The 24,474-nt window shown below is 68.0% G+C and carries 18 protein-coding genes and 1 pseudogene; 10 read left to right on the forward strand and 9 right to left on the reverse strand.

Features of this window, described 5'->3' with window-relative positions; genetic code table 11:
* The first annotated feature begins 25 nt into the window (after window positions 1-25).
* Window positions 26-268: a hypothetical protein gene (locus ACYJP6_RS08030; protein WP_459474521.1), complete on the forward strand. Its 243-nt coding sequence runs from the start codon at window positions 26-28 to the stop codon at window positions 266-268.
* Here the strand turns inward: ACYJP6_RS08030 and ACYJP6_RS08035 are convergent.
* The 7 genes and pseudogenes from ACYJP6_RS08035 to ACYJP6_RS08065 all read right to left on the reverse strand — a co-directional run bounded on the left by ACYJP6_RS08035 (window position 262) and on the right by ACYJP6_RS08065 (window position 10,984).
* The gene (locus ACYJP6_RS08035) at window positions 262-657 is read right to left on the reverse strand and encodes an N-acetyltransferase family protein (protein ID WP_459474522.1); all 396 of its coding nucleotides are present in this window, start codon (window positions 655-657) and stop codon (window positions 262-264) included. The genes ACYJP6_RS08030 and ACYJP6_RS08035 overlap by 7 nt on opposite strands.
* Window positions 658-701: 44 nt before the next feature.
* A complete protein-coding gene (locus tag ACYJP6_RS08040) occupies window positions 702-1,712 on the reverse strand; it encodes an AI-2E family transporter (RefSeq protein WP_459474523.1) in 1,011 nt (336 codons plus the stop codon).
* 118 nt (window positions 1,713-1,830) lie between these two features.
* Window positions 1,831-2,772, reverse strand: a complete 942-nt coding sequence (locus tag ACYJP6_RS08045) for a GGDEF domain-containing response regulator (protein ID WP_459474524.1) — start codon at window positions 2,770-2,772, stop codon at window positions 1,831-1,833.
* Window positions 2,769-7,622 carry a PAS domain S-box protein gene (locus ACYJP6_RS08050; protein WP_459474525.1) on the reverse strand — a complete coding sequence of 1,618 codons (4,854 nt, stop codon included), beginning with the start codon at window positions 7,620-7,622 and terminating at the stop codon, window positions 2,769-2,771. Before ACYJP6_RS08050 ends, ACYJP6_RS08045 begins: the two co-directional genes overlap by 4 nt.
* A 339-nt stretch (window positions 7,623-7,961) precedes the next feature.
* Window positions 7,962-8,726 (reverse strand): methyl-accepting chemotaxis protein, encoded by a 765-nt coding sequence (locus ACYJP6_RS08055; RefSeq protein ID WP_430707824.1) that lies wholly within the window; start codon window positions 8,724-8,726, stop codon window positions 7,962-7,964.
* A gap of 93 nt (window positions 8,727-8,819) precedes the next feature.
* Window positions 8,820-9,854 (reverse strand): annotated as a pseudogene (locus tag ACYJP6_RS08060) (HAMP domain-containing protein); the annotation flags it as partial.
* A gap of 179 nt (window positions 9,855-10,033) precedes the next feature.
* The gene (locus ACYJP6_RS08065; protein ID WP_459474527.1) at window positions 10,034-10,984 is read right to left on the reverse strand and encodes an AEC family transporter; all 951 of its coding nucleotides are present in this window, start codon (window positions 10,982-10,984) and stop codon (window positions 10,034-10,036) included.
* 326 nt (window positions 10,985-11,310) lie between these two features.
* Between ACYJP6_RS08065 and ACYJP6_RS08070 the strand changes: the two genes are divergently transcribed.
* From ACYJP6_RS08070 to ACYJP6_RS08110, 9 genes are all read left to right on the forward strand, one after another.
* Window positions 11,311-13,743, forward strand: a complete 2,433-nt coding sequence (locus ACYJP6_RS08070; RefSeq protein ID WP_459474528.1) for a glucose/quinate/shikimate family membrane-bound PQQ-dependent dehydrogenase — start codon at window positions 11,311-11,313, stop codon at window positions 13,741-13,743.
* 570 nt (window positions 13,744-14,313) lie between these two features.
* Window positions 14,314-16,701, forward strand: coding sequence for a pyrroloquinoline quinone biosynthesis protein PqqF (pqqF, locus tag ACYJP6_RS08075; RefSeq protein ID WP_459474530.1), 2,388 nt, complete (start codon window positions 14,314-14,316; stop codon window positions 16,699-16,701).
* A gap of 181 nt (window positions 16,702-16,882) precedes the next feature.
* On the forward strand, window positions 16,883-16,954 hold the full coding sequence (gene pqqA, locus ACYJP6_RS08080; RefSeq protein WP_003243383.1) for a pyrroloquinoline quinone precursor peptide PqqA: 72 nt from the start codon (window positions 16,883-16,885) through the stop codon (window positions 16,952-16,954).
* Window positions 16,955-17,009: 55 nt separating this feature from the next.
* Window positions 17,010-17,921 (forward strand): pyrroloquinoline quinone biosynthesis protein PqqB, encoded by a 912-nt coding sequence (gene pqqB / locus ACYJP6_RS08085; RefSeq protein WP_459474532.1) that lies wholly within the window; start codon window positions 17,010-17,012, stop codon window positions 17,919-17,921.
* 5 nt (window positions 17,922-17,926) lie between these two features.
* Window positions 17,927-18,676: a pyrroloquinoline-quinone synthase PqqC gene (pqqC, locus tag ACYJP6_RS08090; RefSeq protein WP_007161089.1), complete on the forward strand. Its 750-nt coding sequence runs from the start codon at window positions 17,927-17,929 to the stop codon at window positions 18,674-18,676.
* Window positions 18,673-18,948, forward strand: coding sequence for a pyrroloquinoline quinone biosynthesis peptide chaperone PqqD (gene pqqD / locus ACYJP6_RS08095; RefSeq protein WP_058786443.1), 276 nt, complete (start codon window positions 18,673-18,675; stop codon window positions 18,946-18,948). Before pqqC ends, pqqD begins: the two co-directional genes overlap by 4 nt.
* Before the next feature lie 22 nt (window positions 18,949-18,970).
* Window positions 18,971-20,122, forward strand: coding sequence for a pyrroloquinoline quinone biosynthesis protein PqqE (gene pqqE / locus ACYJP6_RS08100; RefSeq protein ID WP_459474814.1), 1,152 nt, complete (start codon window positions 18,971-18,973; stop codon window positions 20,120-20,122).
* 190 nt (window positions 20,123-20,312) lie between these two features.
* Window positions 20,313-20,837, forward strand: coding sequence for a GNAT family N-acetyltransferase (locus ACYJP6_RS08105; protein WP_459474535.1), 525 nt, complete (start codon window positions 20,313-20,315; stop codon window positions 20,835-20,837).
* A 118-nt stretch (window positions 20,838-20,955) separates the two neighbouring features.
* Window positions 20,956-22,362: an ATP-binding protein gene (locus ACYJP6_RS08110; RefSeq protein ID WP_459474537.1), complete on the forward strand. Its 1,407-nt coding sequence runs from the start codon at window positions 20,956-20,958 to the stop codon at window positions 22,360-22,362.
* A gap of 910 nt (window positions 22,363-23,272) precedes the next feature.
* On the opposite strand, the gene pcaC is transcribed toward ACYJP6_RS08110, so the two are convergent.
* Window positions 23,273-23,668 (reverse strand): 4-carboxymuconolactone decarboxylase, encoded by a 396-nt coding sequence (gene pcaC / locus ACYJP6_RS08115; protein WP_459474539.1) that lies wholly within the window; start codon window positions 23,666-23,668, stop codon window positions 23,273-23,275.
* Between the two features lie 11 nt (window positions 23,669-23,679).
* On the reverse strand, window positions 23,680-24,468 hold the full coding sequence (pcaD, locus tag ACYJP6_RS08120; RefSeq protein ID WP_459474540.1) for a 3-oxoadipate enol-lactonase: 789 nt from the start codon (window positions 24,466-24,468) through the stop codon (window positions 23,680-23,682).
* Window positions 24,469-24,474: the final 6 nt, after the last annotated feature.

The following is a 24,474-nucleotide window of genomic DNA, read 5'->3' on the forward strand; positions in this document are numbered from 1 at the left end:
TCTAATGACCGCCTGGAATGACCCCATGAACAAAGATGCGATCGCCCATGAGTACTACGAGGTCGTCACCGGTCGCTGCTGGCTGGATGACGTCCGGGAATGGCGCCGGCTGCAGGCGGAGGCCCAGGGCGCGGCCGACCGCTACCTGGCCTGTCCGGAAGACCTTGGTACGCCCGAGCGCGAGCGGCTGGAACAACGCTGGCGTGCCAGCAACGAAGAAGCCGGCGCCTTCTGGCAGCGGATGTGGGCGAATCTGGATCGTCAGTGAGCGCCGGTGGGTGGGCGCTGCAAGGTCAGGCTGAAGGGCGCGAAGCCCAGCGCTGCCCAGAAGGCCCGACCGGTCTGGTTGCCGGCCAGGACGTTGAGCTGCACCGGCAGGTCCGCGGGCCAGAGCCTGTCGCGCAGTTGGCCGAAGAAGGCGCGCCCCAGACCCTGGCGACGCGCCTCGGGCGCCACATAGAGATGGCGCAGATAGATCCTGGCCGTCTCCAGCCGATACAGCGCGTAGCCCAGGGGCTGGCCGTCGCGCTCCACAAGGATGGCCTGGTACTCACCGCGACTCAGCCAGTCCGCCAGACGCTGCCGCAAGGCCGCCTCGCCGAGCGGCTGCGGACTACCCTCATCCCGCTGCAAGCCAGCATTGAAGCCCGTCAGCACGTCCAGATCGGCCAGGCTGGCGGAGCGGTAACGGACCGCCAGCTTCAGACCAGCCCCTCCGCCTTCAACTCGCTCTTGAGATAGGCGTAGTAGACCGGCGCCGCCACCAGGCCCGGCAGGCCAAAGGCCGCCTCGAACACCAGCATGGCCACCAGCAGCTCCCAGGAGCGGGCGCTGATCTGGCCGCCGACGATGCGGGCATTGAGGAAGTATTCCAGCTTGTGGATGGCGATCAGGTAGCCCAGCGCCGCCACCGCGACCCAGATCGACAGCGACAGCCCGGCGATGAAGATCAGGGTGTTGGACATCAGGTTGCCGATCACCGGCAGCAGGCCGAGGATGAAGGTGAGGATCACCAGGGTCTTGGCCAGCGGCAGGTGGACGTCGAACAGCGGCAGCACGCCGAGCAGGAAGATGCCGGTCAGGGTGGTGTTGAGCAGGGAAATCTTGATCTGGGCGAAGACGATGTTGCGAAAGGCCTGGGCGACCAGGCCCAGGCGCACCAGCAGGACACCGCTCAGCGGACGCAGGCGCTCGGGATCGGGGGCCGGCTGCAGGGCGACGATGGCGCCGAGGATCATGCCGATGAGTACGATGACGAAGGTCCGCGCGGCGTCGCGCCCGAACAGCTGCAGTTGGGCCACGTGGGCGCGCACCCATTCCACCAGTTCGCGCTTCATGCTGTCGGCGTTGGCCGGCAGGTAGGCGTCCAGCGACGGCGGCAGCTGGGCCCGGGCGCGTTCGGTGAGCACCATGAACTTGTCCAGCAGGCGCCCGGGATTCTGCACCTCCTGGATGATGAAGCTGGTGAACCAGACGAAGAACAGCGTCAGCAGGCTCACCACCAGAGCGCCGAGCAGGGCCACGGCGAGCCAGCGCGCGCCGCCTCCGGGCAGGTGGCGTTGCAGGCGACCGGCGAGGGTGTTGACCAGTTCGTACACCAGCAGTCCAGCCAGCAGGCTGGGCAGCAGCTTGAGCGGGAGAACCAAATAGAGCGCGGTGAAGACGATGATCCAGCTGGCCAAGATGGCCTGGCGTTGCGTGAAGGCGTACATAGATTACCGGCGGCAGAATCCCTGCCCGCAGTCTGCCAGCCCGCCGCCTCGCCGCCCAGCCTGGGCGACGAAGAAAGCCGCGGCCTCTGTTACCCGGCGTTACCTGAGCGGTCCTCGCTCAGCCGGTGAGTTCCGCCGCGCAGACGCGGGCGCGGCCCTGGTGCTTGGCCGCATAGAGCTGGGCATCGGCGGCGGTGATCAGGGCCGCCGGATCGACGGCGGTCGGCGGGAGCGCGGTGGCCACGCCCAGGCTCAGGGTGACGTAGCCGGTCACCGAGGAGTACGCATGGGTCAGGCGCTGGTCGCGCACCTGCTGCAGCAGCCGCTCGGCGACCTGGGTCGCGCCCTCCAGGTCGGTTCCCGGCAACAGGCAGCCGAATTCCTCACCGCCGTAGCGCGCCAGCAGGTCGTAGGGACGGAACAGCCCCTGGCCGAGGGCCTGGGCCACCTGCCGCAGGCACTGGTCCCCGGCCAGGTGGCCATAGTGATCGTTGTAGGCCTTGAAGTGATCGATATCCATGAGGATCAGCGAAAAAGGCGTACCTTCGCGCTGGCTCTGGCGCCAGCCGCGCAGCAGCGCCTCGTCGAACTGGCGGCGATTGGCGACGCCGGTGAGGCCATCGACCAGGGCGATGCCGCGCAGCACGTCGCGTTGCGCCTTGAGCGTGAGCTGGGTGCGCACCCGGGCGCGGACGATGACCGGATTGATCGGCTTGCTGATGAAGTCCACCGCGCCCAGTTCCAGGCCCGTGACCTCTTCGTCCGGGCCCTCCTGGCCGGTGACGAAGATCACCGGGATGGCGGCGGTGGCCGGCTCGGCCTGCAGGCGCCGCAGCACCTCGTGGCCGTCGAGCTGCGGCATCATCACGTCGAGCAGGATCAGGTCCGGCTGCTGGGCCAGGGCCAGTTGCAGGGCCTGGGCGCCGCTGGTGGCCATCAGGGTCTCGCAATCCTGGCGAAAGAGTTCGTGGAGGATGCGGATGTTCAGCGGTTGGTCGTCGACGATCAGCAGCTTGGGCTTGCTGCGCCGCCCGGCGGCCTCGGCGGTCGGCGGAGTCATAGGGCTTCCTTCAGATCAGGCAGGGTGGAGAGCGCCGCAGCGAAGTCGAGGGTCTCGACCTGGGCGCGAAAGAGGTCATAGCGCACCTGGACTTCGGCGCGGCAGTGCACGGGCAAGGCGGCGATCAGCTCCAGGGCATCGAGGTTGCCCTGGCTGAGCAACTGTTCGAGTTCGTCCAGCCGTGCACGCCAGTCGACCTGGGGGGCGGTGTCGGCTTGAGTTTCCGCTGCGGCAGGCGCGGGTGGCGGCAGGACCTCGGCCAGGGCGCCGCGCAACGCGGCCAGGGCCTCGTCGAGCAGCTGTCGCAGGATCGTCAGTTCCATGGCCACCTCCGGGGGGACACCGGCCCCGGCCTTGCCGGCGCGTTCGCCCTCGGCGGCGCGCGCGGCCAGGCGCTGGGCACCCATGGTGCCGGCGCTGCCCTTGAGCGAGTGTAGTACGGCCACCGCCGCCTCGCTGTCGGCGGCGTGCCAAGCCCGGGCGAGTCCCTCCAGCAGGCTGACGGAATCCTCGGCGAAGCGTTCCAGCAGCGCACCGAACAGCCGGGCGTCGCCGCCGAACCGGCGCAGGACCAGGCTCAGGGGTTCCACCTGACGATCCTCGTCCAGCGGCGCGACCACCGGTGCGGCACTCACCTCCTGGCCGGTCAGGCGCTGCAGGCGGGCGACCAGCAACTCCAGGTCGATGGGCTTGCCGACGTGGTCGTCCATGCCGGCGGCCAGGCAGGCGTCGCGGTCGGTATGGGAGGCGTTGGCGGTCATCGCCAGGATTGGCAGGGTGGCGAAACGGCCATCGGCACGGATGCGGCGGGTAGCCTCCAGGCCGTCGATATCGGGCATCTGCATGTCCATGATGACCACGTCCAGGGGGCCACCGGCGAGCACCCGCTCGACCCCTTCCAGCCCGCCCTCGGCCAGTTCCACCTGGGCGCCCTGGGCCAGCAGCAGCTCGGCGGCCACCTGGCGGTTGAGGGCATTGTCCTCCACCACCAGCAGGCGCAGACCGGCCAGCCGGCGGCTCTCGTCCACCACCGCCGCGGCATGGATCCCGGCCGGGACCTCGGCGCCCAGAGCGCGCTCCACCACCTCGACGATCTGCGCCGGGGTCACCGGCTTGGTCAGGTAGTCGTCGAAGGGCGCCTCGGCGTTCTGCTGGGTCTCGGTGAGGAAGTCGCGGCCGAAGCCGGTGAGCATGATGACCTTGGGTCTACTGGCCTGCGGCTGCTCGTGCAGGCGCCGGGCCGTGACCAGGCCGTCGCCGTCGGGCATGCGCCAGTCCATGAGCACCGCCTCATAGGGCTGCTCCTGCTGCCGGGCCTGGGCGATGCGGTCGAGGGCGGCGCTGCCGCTGGTGACCAGATCGACCTGCCAGCCAAGGGCCGCCAGGGTCTCCACCAGCACCTCGCCGACCAGGGTATTGTCGTCGGCCAGCAGTACCCGACGCCGCACCGGCGCCAGCTGCGTCTCGACCGCGGCGTCCACTGCCAGGGCGGCATCGAACCAGAAGCGGCTACCCACCCCCAGCTCGCTTTCCACCTGCAGCTGGCCGTCCATCAATTCCACCAGGCGCTTGCAGATGGCCAGGCCCAGGCCGGTACCGCCGAAGCGCCGGCTGATCGAGGCCTCGGCCTGGGTGAAGCCCTGGAACAGCTGCTCCTGATGAGCCGGGCTGATGCCGATACCGGTGTCCTGCACCGAGAATTCCAGGCGCAACTGACCGTCCGCCCGGGACAGCTGGCGCACACTGACCAGCACCTGGCCCGCCTCGGTGAACTTGAGGGCATTGCCGGCCAGGTTGATGAGGATCTGCTGCAGCCGCAGGCTGTCGCCGATCAGCGCGGTGGGCAGCCCGGCCTCCAGGTGGTAGTTGATCTCGACGTTCTTCTCGCCGCTGTTGCCGGACAGCACCACGCCCAGGTTGCGCAGCACCTGCTCCAGGCTGAAGGGGTGGACGTCCAGCTGCAGCTTGCCGGCCTCGATCTTGGAGTAGTCGAGGACGTCGTTGAGCAATCCCAGCAGCGAGCGCGCGGCCTGCTGGGCCTTGATCAGGTAGTCGCCCTGGCGCGCATCCAGGGCGGTGCGCTGCAGCAGTTGCAGCATGCCCAGCACGGCATTCATCGGCGTGCGGATCTCGTGGCTCATGTTGGCCAGGAAGGACGACTTGGCCTGGCTGGCGGCGTCGGCGCGGGTGCGCTCCTCGCGCAGGCGATGCTCGAGCTGCAACTGCTCGGTGATGTCCCGGTTGATGCCCACCACCCGCAGCACCCGGCCGCGCGGATCGCGCTCGGTACGGGCGCCGGCGAGGACGTGCCGCAGCGAGCCGTCCTGGCGACGGATGCGGAACACCGGATCGAACACCGCGCGCCCGGCCATCGCCGCACCGAGGCGCTCCTCGGCATCGTCCAGGTCCTCGGGGTGCACGCGGCAGCGCCAGTCGTTGTAGGTGATGCCCGCCTCGCGCTGCGCCTCGGTCCATTCGTAGAGTTCGAACATCCGGTCGTTGCACTGCACCTGGCCGGTGTCGGGTTGCCAGCACCAGATGCCCAGCTCGGCGACATCGGCGGCCATGGTCAGTTGATCGCGGGTCTGCAGCAGCACCTGGCGCTGACGACTCTGCTCGGTGATGTCGGCGATGATGGCCACCGCCAGGCGCTCGCCGTCGGTCCACATCACGCCCAGGCTCAGGGTGATGGGGAAGACGCTGCCGTCCGCGCGGCGGCCTTCGGTTTCCTGGCCCTGCTGGGTCGCCTGCTCGTTGGGGATCTCCTGTGGACAGCTGAACAGCGCCTCGTAGCCGGCCAGGTAGCCGGGAATCAGGCGGCGGATGGGCTGGCCGATCACCTCGTCGGCGCGATAGCCGAAGACGCGCTCGCCCGCCGGGTTGAAGGAGCGCACCAGGCCGGCGCTGTCCACGGTGACGATGGGGCTGACCGCGGTGTCCAGGATCGCCCGGGTCAGCGCCAGGCTGGCCGCCAATTCCTGCTCGGCGGCCTTGCGCTCGGTGACGTCCGAGGCGATGCCCAGGTAGCCGCTGATCTGGCCCGCGGCGTCGCGCATGGTGGTCACCACCAGGCTGACGTCGCGATGCTCGCCGTCGCGGCGCACATAGGTCCATTCCCGGGCCTCGGCACCGGCGCGCTCGGAGCGCTCCACCAGCACGCGGAAGCCCGCGACCGGCGCGCCGTACTCGGCCTCCAGGGCGGCGCCGCGGGTTTCCAACTCTTCCGGCAGATGGAAGTCGCTGGCCTGCCAGAGGCCCACCACTTCCTCGGCGCGGTAGCCCAGCAGCCGCTCGGCGCCGGCGTTGAACAGGGTGATGCAGCCCCGGCGATCAGTAGCGATGATGCCCACCTCGGAGGCCGAGCGCAGCACATCGCCGAGCAGTAGATTGGTCTGGCTGAGCTCGGCGGTGCGCTGGGCCACCTGCTCTTCCAGGCGGGCGTTCAGCGCCAGGATCTCGGCCTGGGCGGCCTTCTGCACCGAGATGTCGCGCACCGTCTTGGACGCGCCGACGACCCGGCCATCGCGGCCACGCATGGGCGAGACGCTGACCAGGACATCGATGAGGTGACCGTCACGGTGCTGGCGGCGGGTCTCGAAGTGCGGCACCGGCTCGCCCTTGCCGATCCGCTCCAGCACCCACCACTCCTCATGCTCCAGCTCGGTGGGCACGACGAGGTCGAGCAGGCGTCGGCCCACGGCTGCGCTGGCGGGATAGCCGAACAGCTCTTCCGCAGCGTGGTTCCAGCTCAGCACCACGCCGTTGAGGTCCTTGCTGATGATGCCGTCGGAGGAGCTTTCCACCACGGCGGTGAGGTTGGCCTGGTCCTGCTGGTACTGCCGGCGCCGCTGGCGCGTGGTGAGCAGCGCGAAGGTGAGTCCGGCGCCCAGCAGGCTGAACAGCTTGCCGAACAGATGCACCAGGGGCACCGATACCAGGTTCTGCGCCGCGACGAAGGTCGGGGTGGCGGTAAAGGCCAGCTGCCATTGCCGCCCATAGACGTCCTGGATCAGGCGCCGCTCGGATACCTCCTGGGCGCCCTCCTCGTCGTCACCCTGGCGATAGAACAGCCGGGACGCCGCGGGCTCGGTCACGTCGCTCACGCGGATGATCAGCCCCGGAATGTTCAGCCGCAGGCTACCGAACATCTCCTCGATGCTCAGGGGGACATAGGACCAGCCCAGGGTGGCGGCCTCCCGCGCGTTGGGATCGGCGGGCGGCCGTCCCCCCTGGTAGATCGGCAGCAGCATCAGGAAGCCGGGCTCCGGCGGTGAGGATGCCTGCAACTGCAGCGGCCCGGTGAGGTGGATGTCGGCGTGCCGCATGGACAGCACCGCGGCCTCGCGGCGCGCCGGATCCGACGCCGCGTCCATGCCGATGGCCTTCAGGTTGCGCCAGCTGGGCTCCAGGTACTGGACGACATAGCGATCACCCGCGTGCGGGGTGAAGGGCTGGATGCTGAATTCCGGCCAGTCGTCGGCGCTGGCTTCGCGCAGGAAGCGGGCTTCGTCGGCCTGGGGTACCCGGCGGATGAAGCCGACCCCCCGGGCACCGCGGAACTCCTGCCCCAAGTCATGGACGCGACCGTAGTTGCCGAGCAGTTGCCGCGACAGGTTGCCACCGGCGACGACCACCACGTCGCGCATGCCGATCAGGCTGTATTCGTAGATGCGTAGCCGGTCCAGCACCTGGTCGCGAACGTCCTCGGCGGCACTGTCCAGGGCGCTGCGGAGCATCTGGTCATTGCGCTGGACCAGATGGCGCATGGTCAGGCTGGTCAGCACCACGCCACAAAGAAAGACGCCGAGACTCCAGCGTACGCGAGAGGATTTGCACAGCCGCTTGAACATGGAGCCCCTGGTGGCAAAGGTGCCACACCGCAGATTGGCGATGCCAGGGACAGGAAGCGCTGGAAAGCACGGGCCTCCACCAGACCTGGCGGTATGGATAGCCCATCGGCGGAGAAAAAGCCTTTCTTTACACCGTAGATCGCCCGCTCTGCTGATGCCTGGCCGCCAAGTCGACCGAAGCGGCATGCCAGAGCATCTTTGTGCGCTAATTAGTTTTACTTTTTCTGACGAGCGGTTGGGTGGTCCAGGCGTCCGAAAAGCGCCATCACAACTTCAACCAATAAAAAGGGAGGTCAGACGTAACGCCTGGCCTCCCCTTCGATTGCCCGGTCGGAGCCGCTAGATCCGGAAACCACCCACCAGCCGTTGCAGCCGCCCGGCTTCGGCTTCCAGCGCGGTACAGGCCGCCAGGGTGGCCTGGAGGTTGTCCACGCCCTGCTGGTTCAGCAGGTTGATCTCGCTGATGTCCATGTTCAGGGTCTCCACCACCGAGGTCTGCTCCTCGGTGGCGGTGGCCACTGACTGGTTCTGGCCATCGATCTCGCCGATGCGCTCGGTCACGCTGCCCAGCCGCTCGCCGGCGCTCTTGGCTACCTGCATGCTATGGGCGCTCTGCCGCTGGCTCTCCTGCATCAGGGCCACGGCATCCCGCGAGCCGGTCTGCAGCTCTTCGATCATCTGCTGGATCTGCTGCGCCGAACTCTGGGTGCGGCTGGCCAGGGAACGTACTTCGTCGGCCACCACGGCAAAACCTCTTCCGGCCTCACCAGCGCGGGCCGCCTCGATGGCGGCGTTGAGCGCCAGCAGGTTGGTCTGCTCGGAGATGCCGCGGATGACTTCGAGGATCTGGCCGATGTTGGCGGTCTTGCCGTTGAGCGCCTCGATATGTTCGCAACTGGTGCCGATCTTGGCCGACAGCGCCTGCATGGCGTGCAGGGCTTCGTCGAGCACCTCGCGGCCTTCCTCACCCTGGGCGCGGGCCGTACTGGCTTCACCCGAGGCATGGGCGGCGTTGCGGGCGATCTCCTGGGCGGCGGCGCCCAGCTCGTTGATCGCCGCGGCGACGCTGGTGGTGCGCTGGGCCTGTACATCCGACTGCTGCATGGAGGACTGCGAAGACTCCAGCACCCGCCGGGTGCTCTGGTTCAGCTCGCCGGTGGTCTGGGCCACGTCGCGGATCGAGGTATGGATGCGCGCCACGAACTTGTTGAAGGCCTGGGCCAGGGCACCGAATTCGTCCCCGGACTGAACCGGCAGCCGGCGGGTCAGGTCGCCCTCGCCTTCGGCGATGTCGTCCATGGCGCGGGTCAGCTCGTGCAGCGGGCGCAGCAGCACGCGGATCAGCAGGCCGAGCAGCAGGATGATGGCGATGACCGCCACCACCGTGGCGACGATGGCCAGGTTGCGCGCCTGGGCGACCGGGGCATAGGCCTTGGCCTGGTCGATGGACAGCGCCAGGTACCACTTCACCGACGGCAAGCCATTGACCGGGGTGAAACTCACCAGGCGCTCGCTGCCGTTCTGCAGGACGTGATGGAAGCCCGGTGCCAGGGACGGGGTCTGCTCGGGGAAGAGGTCCTTGAGCGACTTCAGCACCTGGTCGGCGTGGCTGCTGACCAGGATCTTGCCATCGGCATCCACCAGGAAGGCCTCGCCCAGGCCACCGGCGTCGAGCGAGGTGATCATCTTCATCAGGCTGTCCATCACCAGGTCACCGGCCACCACGCCGACCAGCTTGCCGTTCTGCAGGACCGGCGCGGCGATGGTGATGCACAGGAAGCTCTGCGGCGGGGCGGTGAGATAGGGCTCGGTGAGGATCAGCCCGCCGGCACTGACCGCCGCCTTGTACCAGTCGCGTTGGCGAGCGTCGTAGCCGGCCTCCATGGGTGTATGGGGACGGTCGGTGAAGGTGCCGTCGACCTCGCCCAGGTAGGTGGAGTCGAAGTTGCTCGTGTAGAGCTTCTGTTCCAACAGGCCGGCGATGTTGCCTGGGCTGCTGTCACGGCTGAGCGCCTGGGCCTGGCTGTCGATGAGCTTGATTCGCGCATCCAGCCAGTAGGCGATGTTGCCCGCGGTGATGCGACCGATCTCGCCCAGCGAGGCTTCGAGACTCTGGGTGATGGCCTGGCGCTGCAGGTAGGCGTTGAAGCTGGCGAAGCCGGCCAGGGCGAGGGTCACGACCAGGGCGGCCGCTAGCAGGATCTTGTGGCTGAATTGGAGCGAGCGTTTCATGGGTACCACGCGTGAGGCTTGGATAGCGGCAGCCCGTCTCGTCGCCGTTCTTGATTGCGATAAGCATCAAGGGGTGGCCGGACTGCGGAGGATTGGCCCGGCACTAATACGCTATGGTCTGACTTTTCGCTGGATACAACCGATAGACGTTCTCACAACGCCGACATCCGGGCCAGGCGCTAGAGCAGGCTCAATCCTTTCAGCACGAGCAGGCCGAGGTTGGTAGTCAGCATGCCCCCCAGGGTACTGATGACCACGATGGCCGCCGCCAGCTGGGCGTTGCTGCCGGCGGCGCGGGCCATGACGAAGCTGGAGGCCGCGGTCGGGCAGCCCAGGTAGAGGAAGAGGATGCCCAGCGCCGGCCCCTGGATGCCCAGGGCCAGGGCGCCCAGCACGCCGACCAGCGGGATCCAGACGATCTTCCACAGGCTGGCCCCCAGCGCCAGGCGACTGCTCTCGCGCAGCGTGGCCAGCGACAGGGTGGCGCCGATGCACATCAGCGCCAGCGGCAGGGTGAGGCCGGCGAAGTAGCGCGCCGAGGTGTCCAGCCAGAGCGGCAGCTGCCATCGGCAATAGGCGAAGGGAATGGCCAGGAGGATGCCGATGATCAGCGGATTGCCGAGGATGCTGCGCAGCAGGGTGCGCCAGTTGGCCTCGAGGTGCGGGCTATAGATCGCCAGCACGACGGTCGAGAGCACGTTGTAGAAGAGGATGACCATGCCGGCCATGATCCCGCCCACCGAGAGGCCGTAGTCGCCGTACTGGGTGGCCGCCAGGGCCAGGCCGACGATGCCGCAGTTGCCGCGAAAGGCGCCCTGCACGTACACCCCGCGATCCGCTTGCGGGCAGCGCCAGAGGGCCCAGCCCCAGGCGAGCAGGAAGCTCGCCACCGTCGCCACGGCGAAATAGCCCAGCAGCAGGGGTTGCAGGGCCTCGCCGAGGTCCGCCTTGAGGATGCTGAGAAACAGCAGCGTCGGCATGGTGGCGCGAAACACCAGGGCGGACGCGGTGTTGATGAAGGCCGTGTCGATCCAGCCCAGCCGCTTGAGCAGGCCGCCGAGCAGCACCAGGGCGAAGACCGGCGCGGTGACGTTGAAGGTCGCCTGGACCAGGGCAAGGACGTCGGACATAGGCGGGGCGTGCTGGGGAACGGCTGGCGATGGTAGCAGGGCTGGCGCGGCCTGGGGCTGCTTCCGTCCATCATCGCGAAGTGACATCATCAGTTACTTAGCTTACTATCTACCCGCCCGATACAGACGACGCATTCCGAGCCCTCCCACGCTTCGCCTCAGCGCGACCGCGCTGGTTTCCTGCCAGGGAAGCCGGCGAAGGGGTGGAACAATAAGACAGACAACAGGTTCAGACGTAGCAGACGACAGACCCGCATGCGGTTCCGATTTGCGATGTCGTCGATCGAGTCGAAGTCTCTTTTCACGATTGCATTGCGAGCGCTGCCATGACTGTCACTTCCAACGCGAGACCGGGAGGCCTGCCTGCCAGGTTACTCGGCATCCTGTTCATCCTCCTGGGCGTGGCCCTGCTGGGGCTGGGCATCAAACTGGCCACCCTCGGGGGCTCCCTGTACTACCTTGGCGGTGGCGTGCTGCTCGCCCTGAGCGGTTACCTGCTGTGCATCCGGCGCGCCAGTGGCGTCTGGGTCTACGCCTTCTTCCTGGTGGTCTCCACCGCCTGGGCCGTGCTGGAAGTGCAATTCGACTGGTGGCAGCTGGTCCCGCGCCTGGCGCTCTGGTTCGTCCTCGGCCTGGTGCTGCTGATCCCGGTGTTCCGCCGGCCGCTGGACAGCCGTAGCGGTGGCCTGCCGCTGGTCGGCTCCCTGGTGATCGCCGCGGTCGTCGCCCTGGTCGCCCAGTTCGTCAACTACAACCGTCTGGATGGCGACCTGGGTCGTGACACCGCGGGTGTCGAGAGCGCCGCGCCGACCGCTGCCGATGGCGACTGGCCTTCCTACGGCCGCACCGCCTTCGGTGATCGCTACTCGCCGCTCAAGCAGATCGACGCGGCCAACGTGAAGGACCTGCAACCGGCCTGGACCTTCCGCACCGGCGACATCCCCGGCCCGAACGATCCCCAGGAGACCACCGCGGAAAACACCCCGCTCAAGGTCAACGGCATGCTCTACGTCTGCACGCCGCACAGCCAGGTGATCGCCGTGGATCCCGACAGCGGCAAGGAAATCTGGCGCTTCGATCCCAAGCTGAGCACCCAGCACGCCGCCAGCTTCAAGGGCTGGGCCCACATGACCTGCCGAGGCGTGGCCTACCACGACGACGCCACCTACGCCGGCACCACCACCGCCGGCCAGAGCCCGGCCACCGGCAGTGCCGTCCCGGTCGACGAGCAGAGCACCCCGGCCGCCAACAGCTGCCCGCGGCGCCTGTTCCTGCCCACCGCCGACACCCGCCTGATCGCCATCAACGCCGACACCGGCAAGGTGTGCAGCGACTTCGGCGACAACGGCCAGGTCGACCTGACCGCCAACATGGGCAGCTTCACGCCTGGCGGGTACTACTCCACCTCGCCGCCGGCGGTGACCCGCAACCTGGTGATCATCGGTGGCCACGTCACCGACAACGTCTCCACCGACGAGCCCTCCGGCGTCGTACGGGCCTACGACGTACACAGCGGCAAACTGGTGTGGAACTGGGACAGCGGCAATCCGGACGCCACCGCGCCCATCGCCGCCGACGGCATCTACACCCGCAACTCGCCCAACATGTGGTCGATGATGTCGGTCGACGAAAAGATCGGCATGGTCTACCTGCCCATGGGCAACCAGATGCCCGACCAGTGGGGCGGTGACCGTACCCCGGCCTCCGAGAAGTACAGCGCCGGCGTGGTCGCCCTCGACATCGCCACCGGCAAGGTGCGCTGGAACTATCAGTTCACCCACCATGACCTCTGGGACATGGACGTGGGCGGCCAGCCGACCCTGGTGGACATCAAGACCGACGGCGGCGTGAAACCCGCGCTGATGGCCTCGACCAAGCAGGGCAGCATCTATGTGCTGGACCGCACCAACGGTCAGCCCATCTACCCGATCAAGGAAACCCCGGTACCCCAGGGCGCGGTGGAAGGCGACCATACCTCGCCGACCCAGCCGGTCTCCTCGATCAACCTGGCCGCGCCGACCCTCAAGGAAAGCGACATGTGGGGCGGTACGCCCTTCGACCAGGCGCTGTGCCGCATCGCCTTCCGCGAGCATCGCTACGAGGGCATCTACACCCCGCCGTCCACGCAAGGGTCGATCGTCTACCCGGGTAACTTCGGCGTGTTCGACTGGGGCGGTATCTCGGTCGATCCGGTGCGCCAGATCGCCTTCTTGAACCCCAGCTACATGGCCTTCACCTCCAAGCTGATCCCGCGCGAGGAAATCGCCAACCAGCCGGCGCGCAAGAGCGAGACCGAGGGCATCCAGCCCAACAAGGGCGCGCCCTATGGCGTGATCCTGTCGGCCTTCCTGTCGCCCTTGGGCCTGCCCTGCCAGGCACCTGCCTGGGGTTACGTGGCCGGTCTCGACCTGACCACCGGCAAGCTGGTCTACAAGCACAAGAACGGCACCGTGCGCGACAACTCGCCGGTCCCGCTGCCCCTGCCCATGGGCGTGCCCAGCCTGGGCGGCACCGTCACCACCGCCGGTGGCGTGGCCTTCCTCAGCGGCACCCTGGACCAGTACCTGCGCGCCTATGACGTGAAGAACGGTAAGGAACTGTGGAAAGGCCGCCTGCCGGCCGGTGGCCAGACCACCCCCATGACCTACACCGGCAAGGACGGACGCCAGTACGTGCTGGTCTATGCCGGCGGCCATGGTTCGCTGGGTACCAAGCAGGGTGACTACGTGATGGCCTTCGCCCTGCCCGAGAAGAAGTAAGGGCGCCCGCGCCCGAGCTCCCCTCTCCTCCGGGAGAGGGTCCGGGGCGAGGATGCTTCGAGCATTTTTGACATCCTGTTGGAACCCCCCTCGCCCCACCCAAGAATCCCGGCCCCGCCGGGATTTTTTTCGCCTGGGTCTTTCTTGCCATGAAAAGGGCTTTGCTCCTTCTGGAAGAGAGCGGGACGACAGCCCCCTGGCACCCAAGGCCCCAGCGGAAAAGGCTGCGCCGTTTTCCACGCTACGGTGTCGAGACCGCGCCTTGCCCCTAGGGAAAGGGCAAACCCCGCCACCCAACCGCTCTTCCCCCTCTCCCTCGGGGAGAGGGCCGGAGTGAGGGCAAACCCCGGCACCCCAACCGCTCTTCCCCCCTCTCCCTCAGGGAAAGGGCCGGGGTGAGGGCAAACCCCGCCACCCCAACCGCTCTTCCCCCTCTCCCTCGGGGAGAGGGCTGGGGTGAGGGCAAACCCCGGCACCCCAACCGCTCTTCCCCCTCTCCCTCAGGGAGAGGGCTGGGGTGAGGGCAAACCCCGCTCCATCCTCTCCACCGGACTCGGTTAAGCTACCCCCATGCCCACCTCACCACCTGCCCACCACCGGCTGCGCCTGGCCAATGGCCTGGCCGTCGCCCTGCTGCACGATCCCGAGCTACCCCAGGCGGCCGCCCTGGTGCGCATCGGCGCCGGCAGTCACCAGGCCCCGCAGGGCTATCCAGGTCTGGCCCACTTTCTCGAACACCTGTTCTTTCTCGGCAGCCAGCGCTTTCCGGCGGCGGATGGCCTGATGCCCCTGGTGCAGCGCCTGGGCGGCGAACTCAACGCCAGCACCCGCGAGACCACGACCGACTTCTTCTTCGCCTTGGCCCCCGAGCACCTGGGCGCCGGCCTCGCCCGGCTGCTGGACATGCTCGCCGCGCCCCTGCTGGCACTGGACGCCCAGCACCGCGAGCGCGAGGTGCTGCACGCCGAATTCATCGCCTGGTCGCGTAGTGCCGATACCCACAGGGACCTGGCCCTGGCTGCGGGCCTGCCCGCGACCCACCCAGCCAGGGGCTTCCACGCCGGCAACAGATACAGCCTGCCGCTGCCCAGCGCCGCCTTCCAAACGGCGCTGCACACCTTCCAGCAGCGCCACTACCGCGCGAGCAACGCCCTGCTGGTAGTGGCCGGGCCGCAGCCCCTGGCCGAACTGGAGCGCCTGGCCCGCGAACACGGCGCGGTCCTGCCGCCCGGTCCGCCGCCCAACGCCGCGCAGCCCCCGCCGCTCCCCGCCCTGGGCGAGCGCTGGCAGACCAGCGCCGCCGCCTCTCCAGCCCTGGCCGTGCAATTCGCCCTCGACGACCTGCCCCCCGGCAGTTGGGAAGCCGCGGAATTGCTCGAAGCCCTGCTGCTCGGCGAACAGCCGGGCGGGCTGCTGGCGACCCTGCGCCAGGCGGGCCTGGCCGAGCGCCTGGACCTCGCCTGGACCTATCGCCAGGAGCGCCAGGGCCTGTTGCGCCTGGCTGTCGTACCCGGCCCCCGGGCCACGCCGGTCGGACTGACCACCGCCCTGTTCGCCTGGTTGGCAGCCCTGCGCCAGGTACCCCTCGCCGCCCTGGAGCAGGGCCACGCCGCCAAGGTCCAGCGCCAGTGGGCTACCCTGCCCGCCCTGGCACTGGTGCGCCGCCTCGGCGAGCGACTCTGGCTTGACCGTGGCGGCCTGGCCTGGCCGCAACCGGCACTCTCGGCCGTGGCCCGCACCGCCTGGCCCCGACTGCTCGCCCTGCTGATGCCGCAACGACTCAGCGGCTTCGCTGCCGGCCTGCCGGATGAGCAGCTCGCAGAGGTAGCAATCGCCACCCCCTTCGGCCTGCCACCCGCCAATCCCCTGCTAGCCCCGCTGCCCGGGCTGACGACCCCAGGCATCCAGCCCTGGCCGCTCAGCCAGGCACTCGCACCCCAGCAGCGCGACGGGATGCTGTTCCTGCGCTGGCAGTGGCCAGGGCAGGCGCCCGTGGCGCCGGCGGCCACGGTCCTGGGCGCCCTGCCCCGGCTGGCCGCCGAGGCCGGCGTCACGCTACGTTGGAGTCCGCCGGGAGCCCCTTGGGAACTGCGACTACAGGGCTGGGCCGAGGCCTTGCCGAAGACGCTGCAACAGGCGCTCGACAGCCTGGCCGGCGCATTCGATGGCTCAAGCGCAGCCACCCAATCGCCTCCTGAACCCATGCTCATTCGCCAACTGCTCAAGGTCCTGCCGGAGCGTCTGCCGGCCGGCATTCCACGCAGCGATGACGGCGGCCCCGCCTGGCAGGCCCTGGCCTGCGGCCTGCTACCCCTCGCCCAGGCAGCCTTGGCGACGGTCGCCCCACCGCCCCAACCGCGGGCCGTGACGCTCGGCGAACCGCTACGCTTCAGCGGTCGCCATTGGCAGCTTGAGCCCAGCGCCGACGCCCAGCAGGCGCTGCTGCTGTTTTGCCCGCAACCCGATGCGTTGCCCGCCACCGAAGCCGCCTGGCGCCTGCTGGCGGCGCGACTGCAAGCGCCGCTGTTCCGCCGCCTGCGCAGCGAGCGGCAGTTGGGCTACGCGGTGTTTTCCGCCTATCGCCAGCTGGGCGATCACGCGGGCCTACTGGTCGGCGTACAGTCGCCCCACGCCCGTGCCCAGGACATCCTTGCGGAAATCGAGGCCTGCCTCAGCGACGGTCGCGCGGCCCTGGGCGCCGCTGCCGAGGCACTGCCCGAGAGCATCCGGCAATTGGCTCATGACCTCGGCCCGACCACCGCGCAGCGCGCTGCCCTGGCCGAACGCCTCTGGTGGGGCTTCCAGCGCAGCGGCGCCCTGGACCTCGCACCGCTGAGATCCGCCATCGCCGCGCTGGACGAGCCCGCCCTGCTGCAGGCCTGGAGCCAGCTCACCGCTGCGGACGCCCCGCGTTTCGTCCTGGCCAATGCCGCCGCGCCATCCGGCTGGATGTCATAGCTTTCAACATTTTCCCGGGAGCGTCGGCAGCCGGCAGCGGTCCATCTGTTGCAGGATCGGTAAGACAGTTATGTCGACGCCACCCCACCGATTCGCTATCGGCAAAACCCTTAGCTAAGCAACTTTGTTAAACTTGGCGACCGGATCCATCCGGCTTTCGCAGTCAAAGAGGAGACCTCCCATGTGGACCAAGCCTGCCTACACTGACCTGCGCATCGGCTTCGAAGTCACCATGTACTTCGCCAACCGTTGATGCGCCCCACGCCCCGGTCCGCCGGGGCGTACTTTTTCCAGGTTCGACCTTTCCCATGCATATCCAGATTCTCGGCTCCGCCGCTGGCGGCGGCTTTCCCCAGTGGAACTGCAACTGCGCCAATTGCGACGGTTTCCGCAAGGGCACCCTTAGGGCCCAGGCCCGTACCCAGTCCTCCATCGCCCTGTCCGACGACGGGGTGAACTGGATCCTGTGCAACGCCTCGCCCGACATCCGCGCCCAGCTGGCCGGCTTCGCTCCGCTGCAACCGGCGCGGGCCCTGCGTGACACCGGCATCCGCGCCATCGTTCTGCTGGACAGCCAGATCGACCACACCACCGGCCTGCTCAGCCTGCGCGAAGGCTGCCCCCACGAGGTCTGGTGCACCGAGATGGTCCACCAGGACCTCACCACCGGCTTTCCGCTGTTCAACATGCTCGAACACTGGAACGGCGGGCTCAGTTGGCAGCCCATCGCCCTGAGCGGCAGCTTCACCATCCCGGCCTGTCCGAATCTGGAATTCACGCCCTTCCCACTGCGCAGCGCCGCGCCACCCTACTCGCCCCATCGCCACGATCCGCACCCGGGCGACAACCTGGGCCTGCTGGTCCACGACCGACGCACCGGCGGCAAGCTGTTCTATGCCCCGGGCCTGGGCCAGCCGGACGCCGCCTTGCTGGAGATGATGGGCCAGGCCGATTGCCTGCTGGTGGACGGCACCCTCTGGACCGACGACGAGATGCAGCGTCGCGGCGTGGGCACCCGCACCGGCACCGAGATGGGCCACCTGCCGCAGAGCGGCCCCGGCGGCATGCTGGAGGTGCTGGCCGGCTTCGAGCGCCAGCGCAAAGTGCTGATCCACATCAACAACACCAATCCGATCCTGGACGAAGACTCCCCCGAACGCGCCAGCGTCGCGCGCCAGGGCGTGGAAGTCGCCTGGGACGGGATGGCCATCGAGTTGTGACCGCCATGCCCAATGCCCTGACTCCCGCCGAATTCGAAGCCGCCCTGCGCGCCAAGGGCGAGCTCTACCACATCCACCACCCCTATCACGTGGCCATGTACCAGGGCCGCGCCAGCCGCGAGCAGATCCAGGGCTGGGTGGCCAACCGCTTCTACTACCAGGTCAACATCCCGCTCAAGGACGCCGCCATCCTGGCCAACTGCCCGGATCGCGAGATCCGTCGCGAATGGGTACAGCGCATCCTCGACCACGATGGCGAGCCCGGCAGCGAAGGCGGCATCGAGGCCTGGCTGCGGCTGGCCGAGGCCACCGGCCTGGATCGCGAGCAGGTGCTCTCCCAGGAACTGGTACTGCCCGGGGTGCGCTTCGCGGTGGACGCCTACGTCAACTTCGCCCGCCGCGCCTCCTGGCAGGAAGCCGCCAGCAGCTCCCTGACCGAACTGTTCGCGCCGCAGATCCACCAGTCGCGCCTGGACGCCTGGCCGACCCACTATCCCTGGATCGATCCGGCCGGCTACGAGTACTTCCGCACCCGCCTGGGCCAGGCCCGCCGCGACGTCGAGCACGGTCTGCAGATCACCCTGCAGCACTACACCACCTGGGAGTCCCAGCAGCGCATGCTGGAGATTCTGCAATTCAAGCTCGATATCCTCTGGACCATGCTCGACGCCATGAGCATGGCCTACGAACTGCACCGCCCGCCCTACCACAGCGTCACCGCCGAGCGCCGCTGGCACCGAGGAATCGACCTATGAGCTTCGACCGCACCCAGGTGCCGCGCTGGCGCCCCGGCTATCGCTTCCAGTTCGAGCCAGCGCAGAACGCCCATGTGCTGCTCTACCCCGAAGGCATGATCAAGCTCAACGAGAGCGCCGCCGCCATCGGCGAACTGATCGACGGCCAGCGCGACGTGGCCGCCATCATCCAGGTGCTCGACGAACGTTTCCCCGGCGTGCCCGAGCTGGGCGCCGACGTCGAACAATTCATGGAGGTCGCCCGTGCAGAGCACTGGCTCCTGCTCGGCTAGCACCAGCCTGCCGGGCACGCCCATGCAGTTGCCGCAACCGCCTACCGTTGCTGCGCCCAGCGTCGGCCTGCCGCTGTGGCTGCTGGCCGAGGTCACCTACCGCTGCCCGCTGCAGTGCCCCTATTGCTCCAATCCCCTGGACTTCGCCACCCAGGGTCGCGAGCTGACCACCGCGCAGTGGTTCAAGGTCATGGCCGAGGCACGGGAGATGGGCGCCGCCCAGATCGGCTTCTCCGGCGGCGAGCCTCTGGTGCGCCAGGACCTCGCCGAGCTGATCCGCGAGGCGCGCCGGCTGGGCTACTACACCAACCTCATCACCTCCGGTATCGGCCTCACCGAGGCGCGCATCGCCGAATTCAAGGAAGCCGGCCTGGACCATATCCAGATCAGCTTCCAGGCCAGCGACGAACAGGTGAACAACCTGCTGGCCGGCTCGAAGAAGGCCTTCGCCCAGAAGCTGGCCATGGCCAAGGCGGTCAAGGCCCATGGCTATCCCATGGTGCTCAACTTCGTCACCCACCGGCATAACATCGATCGCATCGGCCAGATCATCGACCTCTGCCTGGCCCTGGAAGCCGACTTCGTCGAACTTGCCACCTGCCAGTTCTATGGCTGGGCCGAACGCAATCGCGCCGGTCTCTTGCCGACCAAGGCCCAGCTGGAGCGCGCCGAAGGCATCACCAACGAGTACCGGGCGCGACTCAAGGCCGAGAACCATCCCTGCAAGCTGATCTTCGTCACCCCGGACTACTACGAAGAGCGCCCCAAGGCCTGCATGGACGGCTGGGGCAAGCTGTTCCTCACCATCACGCCGGACGGTACCGCCCTGCCCTGCCACGGCGCCCGGCAGATGCCCATCGCCTTCCCCAACGTGAAGGAGCAGGACTTAAGGCACATTTGGTACGACTCCTTCGGCTTCAACGTCTACCGCGGCTACGACTGGATGCCCGAGCCCTGCCGCTCCTGCGATGAGAAGGAAAAGGACTACGGCGGCTGCCGCTGCCAGGCCTTCATGCTCACCGGCGATGCGCGCAACGCCGACCCGGTCTGCGCCAAGTCCCCGCACCACGACCTTATCCTCGCGGCGCGCGCCGAAGCCGAGACCGCGACCCAGCGGATCGAGGATCTACAGTTCCGCAACGAGCGCAACTCGCGGCTGATCGCCAAGGCCTGAGCGCCCTGGGCCGCAGGTCTGGCCGAGCCCAGCGGCGGCGCCAGGCACGCCGAGGTCGTCGCAGGCATCCCCTCTTCTGCCGCCTGAGCGCAGGCTTGTCGACGGGACTCACCACCCACGGCTCCGAGGCATTTGCCTCCCGACCGGGCAGTGACCATACTGCCCGGCCGGACCTTTTCCCGCCGCCGTCATGCCCTCGATACGCCCGCTGCGCCCTGCCGATCTTCCTGCCGTCCTTACTATCCAGGCGGCCAACTACCCCGCCGACCTGCTCGAAGACCGGGCCTTCTACGCCAACCGCCTGGAGCTCGCCGCCGAGCATTGCTGGGCGGCCGTCGATGCCGAGGGCCGGCTGCAGGGCTATCTGATCGCCTATCCCTGGGACGACGGCCTGCCCCCGGCGCTCGGCGCCCGTCTGGCACGGCTGCCCAGCCGCGCCTCGACCTGGTTCCTGCACGACTGCGCCGTGCATCCCGCGGCCCAGGGCCAGGGCGTGGCCGGGCGTCTCTACCAGCATGCCAGGAGCCATGCCCGGCGCGCCCGCCTGACCCAGGGGCGGCTGGTCTCGCTGGCGGGCGCCATCGGCTACTGGCAACGCCATCGCTACCAACCGGTCCCGGCCGATGCGGCACTCGCGGCCAAGCTGGCCGGCTATGGACCGGGCGCTTGCCTGATGCACCTCAGCCTCGAAGATCCAAGCAGCGAGCTCGCGTAAAAAACGCAAAGCCAAATGCAAATATTTCTCCTTCGTCTTACCATGGGCTAGCCCTGGAGGGCTTCTCCTGCCCGGCGCTCTGGCGCGGGCATTCCATCGCCGCCACAAGGAATCCTCGATGAACAGCTCTCTCGCGTCCTCGGCCAAGGGCCGCGGCGTCCTGTCCCTCACCCTGCTCGCCGGCCTCTTGGCACTGGGTCTGCAAACCGCCGAGGCGCGCTCCGGCTTCGAAGCGCCGGACCCGGACTACCACGGCGAGATCAAGGCCAGCCCCGTCGCCGGCACCGCCATCCTGGCGGGCAGCGAGGTGTCGCTGGAAGGCCGCGGCTTCACCCCTGGCCAGCGGATCACCCTGTCCCGTGCCGGCGTGGCGCTGAATCCCGATGCCGCCTACGTGGCCGACGCCCAGGGCTCCTTCAAGGCGACCCTCCGCATCCCCGCGGACGCCGCTCCCGGCCAGCACCCCATCGTGGTCAGCACCGCCGAGCCCGCGGGCGCGGCGATTTTCCCCTTCAAGGTCTCGCCGGTGGTACCGCCGAGTGGCGCCGACGCCTACAGCCTGACCGCGGTCAAGCTGGTGCCCGGGCTGTATCAGGTCGACATCAGCGCCAAGTCCGGCGCCCTCTTCGTCACCTCGGCCGTGGGCCGGCCGCCGGTCAAGGTCTCGCAGCTGCTCAAGCTCGATCCCAAGGACCTGTCCATCGAACGCCAGATCACCCCCGCCGCCGCACCGGGCGGGGATGCCGGCGTCTTCGCCGTCTATGGCGTCGGCGTGGACGACCGCAACGGCAACGTCTGGACCACCAACACCCGGCAGAACACCGTGGCGGTCTATCGCCAGCGCGACCTGGGCCTGGTCAAGCAATTCGCCCCTGGCGTCGTACCCCATGCCCATACCGTAGTGATCGACGACAAGCTCGACCGCGCCTTCGCCTCGGCCGCCATGACACCGGAAATCGTCTCCTTCGACGCCAAGACCCCAGCCGTGCGCAAGCACATCAGCATCGAGTCGAGCGTTCGCGGCGAGCAGTTCGCCGTGGTCGGCATGCACCTGGACCCGGCGGTGCACAAGCTCTACGCCGTCAGCCTGAAAACCAACGAAGCCGCGGTGATCGACGCCAAGACCGAGCAGGTCGAGAAGGTCTTCCCGATCCAGGGCGCCAAGACCCCCATGGGCGTGGCCCACGATCCCCAGACCGACCGCCTGTTCATCACCGCCCAGGGCAGCGACAACCTGCTGATCGTCGACGCCAAGACCGGCCAGACCCTGCACGACGTGGCCACCGGCGCCGGCGCGCTGAACGTGGCCTTCGACCCGGTCAAGCGCCTGGCCTACGTCACCAACCGCGGCGCCGGCACCCTGACCGTGGTCGACCCGGACGGCAACATCAAGGCCAACCTGGAGCTGGGCACCTTCCCCAACCACGCGGTGGTGGATGGCAAGGGCGTGGTCTACGCGGTGAACAAAGCCAAGGGGCAGGATGATGCCGAGGGGGATCGGATTACGCGGGTAGTGGCCAAGTAACAAGCCTGCAGCCCCTGGCTTGGGCTGGGGGCGGCTTTCGGCTTTCGTAGGTTGGGTTGAGCGGAGCGAAGCCCAACAAAGCGGAGCTGCCTTAGCTGGTTATCGAGTGCTTTGAAGGTTCTTGTTTCGCCCACCCGGGCGACTCACTTTTCTTTGCTTGTGCAAAGAAAAGTAAGCAAAAGAAAGCACACCCCAACAGTTCGGCCCTCCGCTGCGCTCCGGGTCCCCTCGCTCCGGCGCCGTGGCAGGGGCACGGCACGAAGGGGCATCCTGCCCCTCGCGCCTTGCTCGGCGTCCTGCCTCGCATCCCCCTCCGCGACACCTGCACTCGGCCTCACTGACGGGGACGAGGCGCTAGCCTGGGAGTTCGTGTTTTCAGGGAGAACCCATATCGATTCGTAGCGTGGAAAACCGCGCAGCGTTTTCCACTGATGAGCTTGATCATAAACAGTGGACAAGGCTGCGCCGTTGTCCACGCTACGGGTTACGGGTTATTCAACTAAAACTTTCAGGCTGGCGAATCGCCCCGTTCAGCAGGGCGAACGCCAGCGTTGTGGAGTGGGTCGAGCCGCATGGATGCGGCGAGAGGTCCAGTGGGCCATGGACGGCCCATCTGGACCGACTCCGGAACGACGCTGGTGTGAGCGGACCCGGAGCGAAGCGTAGGGCCGGATGGTCGGGGCAAGCGTTTTTGGTTACTTTTTTGGCGACTGCAAAAAGTAACTCGCCCGGATGGGCGAAACCAAAACCATCAAAGCACTCGATAACCAGCCACGGCGCCCACAAAACAAAAGTGAGACTTTGCACCGTTGGGCTTCGCTAACGCTCAACCCAACCTACGCCCAACAACCAACGCCCGCCAAATCCAACCCGGCGGGCATCATCCAAACAGGGGCCAAAGGGGGGAAACTCACCCCTCCAGCGACTCCACCCCCAACTCATCCCACACCGCCTCCGCCAGATGGAAGGTGGCATTGGCCGCCGGGATGCCGCAGTAGATGGCGCTCTGCATGATCACCTCCTTGATCTCCTCCCGCGTCACCCCGTTGCTGCGGGCGGCGCGCAGGTGCAGGCGCAGTTCACCCTCGCGGTTCATGCCGATCAGCATGGCGATGGTGATCAGGCTGCGGGTGTGCCGCGGCAGCCCCGGGCGGGTCCAGATGTCGCCCCAGGCGTGGCGGGTGATCATCTCCTGGAATTCTTCGTTGAAGGGCGTCAGCTTTTCCAGGCTGCGGTCGACGTGGGCATCGCCCAGGACCGCGCGACGGACCTGCATGCCGGCGGCGTAACGTTCTCTTTCGTCCAAGATCGACTCCTTTAGGCGCTGAGGAAGGTCAGCACGCGCTGGGTGAAGGCGTCGCCCATCTGCACGTTGGACAGGTGGGCAGCGGGAAACTCGACGTACTCGGCGCCGGGAATGCGCTCCTGCAGGAAGCGCCCGTCGGCCGGGGTGGTCACGGCGTCGTGGCTGCCAGCGACGATCAGCGTCGGCGCGCGGATGGCGTCCAGTACCTCCCGGAAGTCGGCATCACGCACCGCCGCGCAGTTGGCCGCGTAGCCCTGGGGCGAGGTGCTGGCGAGCATGGCGACGATGCGGTCGACCTTATCCGGTTCGGCGCTGGCGAAGTCCGGGGTGAACCAGCGGCCGATGGAGGCATCGCGCAGGTCGCGCATGGCCTGCTCGCCGCCGGCTTCCACGGTCTGGATGCGGGTGTTCCACACCTCGGGGGTGCCGATCTTGGCGCCGGTGTTGCACAGCACCAGGCGGGTGACCCGCTCGGGGGCGTTGATGCCCAGCCATTGGCCGATGGAGCCACCCATGGACAGGCCGCAGAAAGCGAATTGCTCGATGCCCAGGGCATCGGCCAGGGCCAGGACGTCACGGCCGTTCTGGTCCATGCGATAGGGGCCGGGCGTCACCAGGGAGGCGCCGTGGCCGCGGGTGTCGTAGCGCAGCAGGCGGAATCTCTCGCTGAAGGCCGCGGCCTGGTCATCCCACATGGCCAGGTTGGTGCCCAGGGAGTTGGACAGGATCAGCACCGGAGCGCCCTCGGGGCCCTCCAGCCGGTAGTTCAAGTCGCCATCGGCGAGACGTACGCTGGGCATCAGGCA

Source organism: Pseudomonas sp. No.117, from assembly GCF_054558395.1.

Excerpts from the sequence above, each read along its gene's own strand:
- ACYJP6_RS08030 (WP_459474521.1), top strand. The coding sequence starts at position 26 with ATGAACAAAGATGCGATCGCCCATGAGTACTACGAGGTCGTCACCGGT.
- ACYJP6_RS08040 (WP_459474523.1), bottom strand. The coding sequence starts at position 1,712 with ATGTACGCCTTCACGCAACGCCAGGCCATCTTGGCCAGCTGGATCATC.
- ACYJP6_RS08045 (WP_459474524.1), bottom strand. The coding sequence starts at position 2,772 with ATGACTCCGCCGACCGCCGAGGCCGCCGGGCGGCGCAGCAAGCCCAAG.
- ACYJP6_RS08050 (WP_459474525.1), bottom strand. The coding sequence starts at position 7,622 with ATGTTCAAGCGGCTGTGCAAATCCTCTCGCGTACGCTGGAGTCTCGGC.
- ACYJP6_RS08055 (WP_430707824.1), bottom strand. The coding sequence starts at position 8,726 with ATGCAGCAGTCGGATGTACAGGCCCAGCGCACCACCAGCGTCGCCGCG.
- ACYJP6_RS08065 (WP_459474527.1), bottom strand. The coding sequence starts at position 10,984 with ATGTCCGACGTCCTTGCCCTGGTCCAGGCGACCTTCAACGTCACCGCG.
- ACYJP6_RS08070 (WP_459474528.1), top strand. The coding sequence starts at position 11,311 with ATGACTGTCACTTCCAACGCGAGACCGGGAGGCCTGCCTGCCAGGTTA.
- pqqF (WP_459474530.1), top strand. The coding sequence starts at position 14,314 with ATGCCCACCTCACCACCTGCCCACCACCGGCTGCGCCTGGCCAATGGC.
- pqqB (WP_459474532.1), top strand. The coding sequence starts at position 17,010 with ATGCATATCCAGATTCTCGGCTCCGCCGCTGGCGGCGGCTTTCCCCAG.
- pqqC (WP_007161089.1), top strand. The coding sequence starts at position 17,927 with ATGCCCAATGCCCTGACTCCCGCCGAATTCGAAGCCGCCCTGCGCGCC.
- pqqD (WP_058786443.1), top strand. The coding sequence starts at position 18,673 with ATGAGCTTCGACCGCACCCAGGTGCCGCGCTGGCGCCCCGGCTATCGC.
- pqqE (WP_459474814.1), top strand. The coding sequence starts at position 18,971 with ATGCAGTTGCCGCAACCGCCTACCGTTGCTGCGCCCAGCGTCGGCCTG.
- ACYJP6_RS08105 (WP_459474535.1), top strand. The coding sequence starts at position 20,313 with ATGCCCTCGATACGCCCGCTGCGCCCTGCCGATCTTCCTGCCGTCCTT.
- ACYJP6_RS08110 (WP_459474537.1), top strand. The coding sequence starts at position 20,956 with ATGAACAGCTCTCTCGCGTCCTCGGCCAAGGGCCGCGGCGTCCTGTCC.
- pcaD (WP_459474540.1), bottom strand. The coding sequence starts at position 24,468 with ATGCCCAGCGTACGTCTCGCCGATGGCGACTTGAACTACCGGCTGGAG.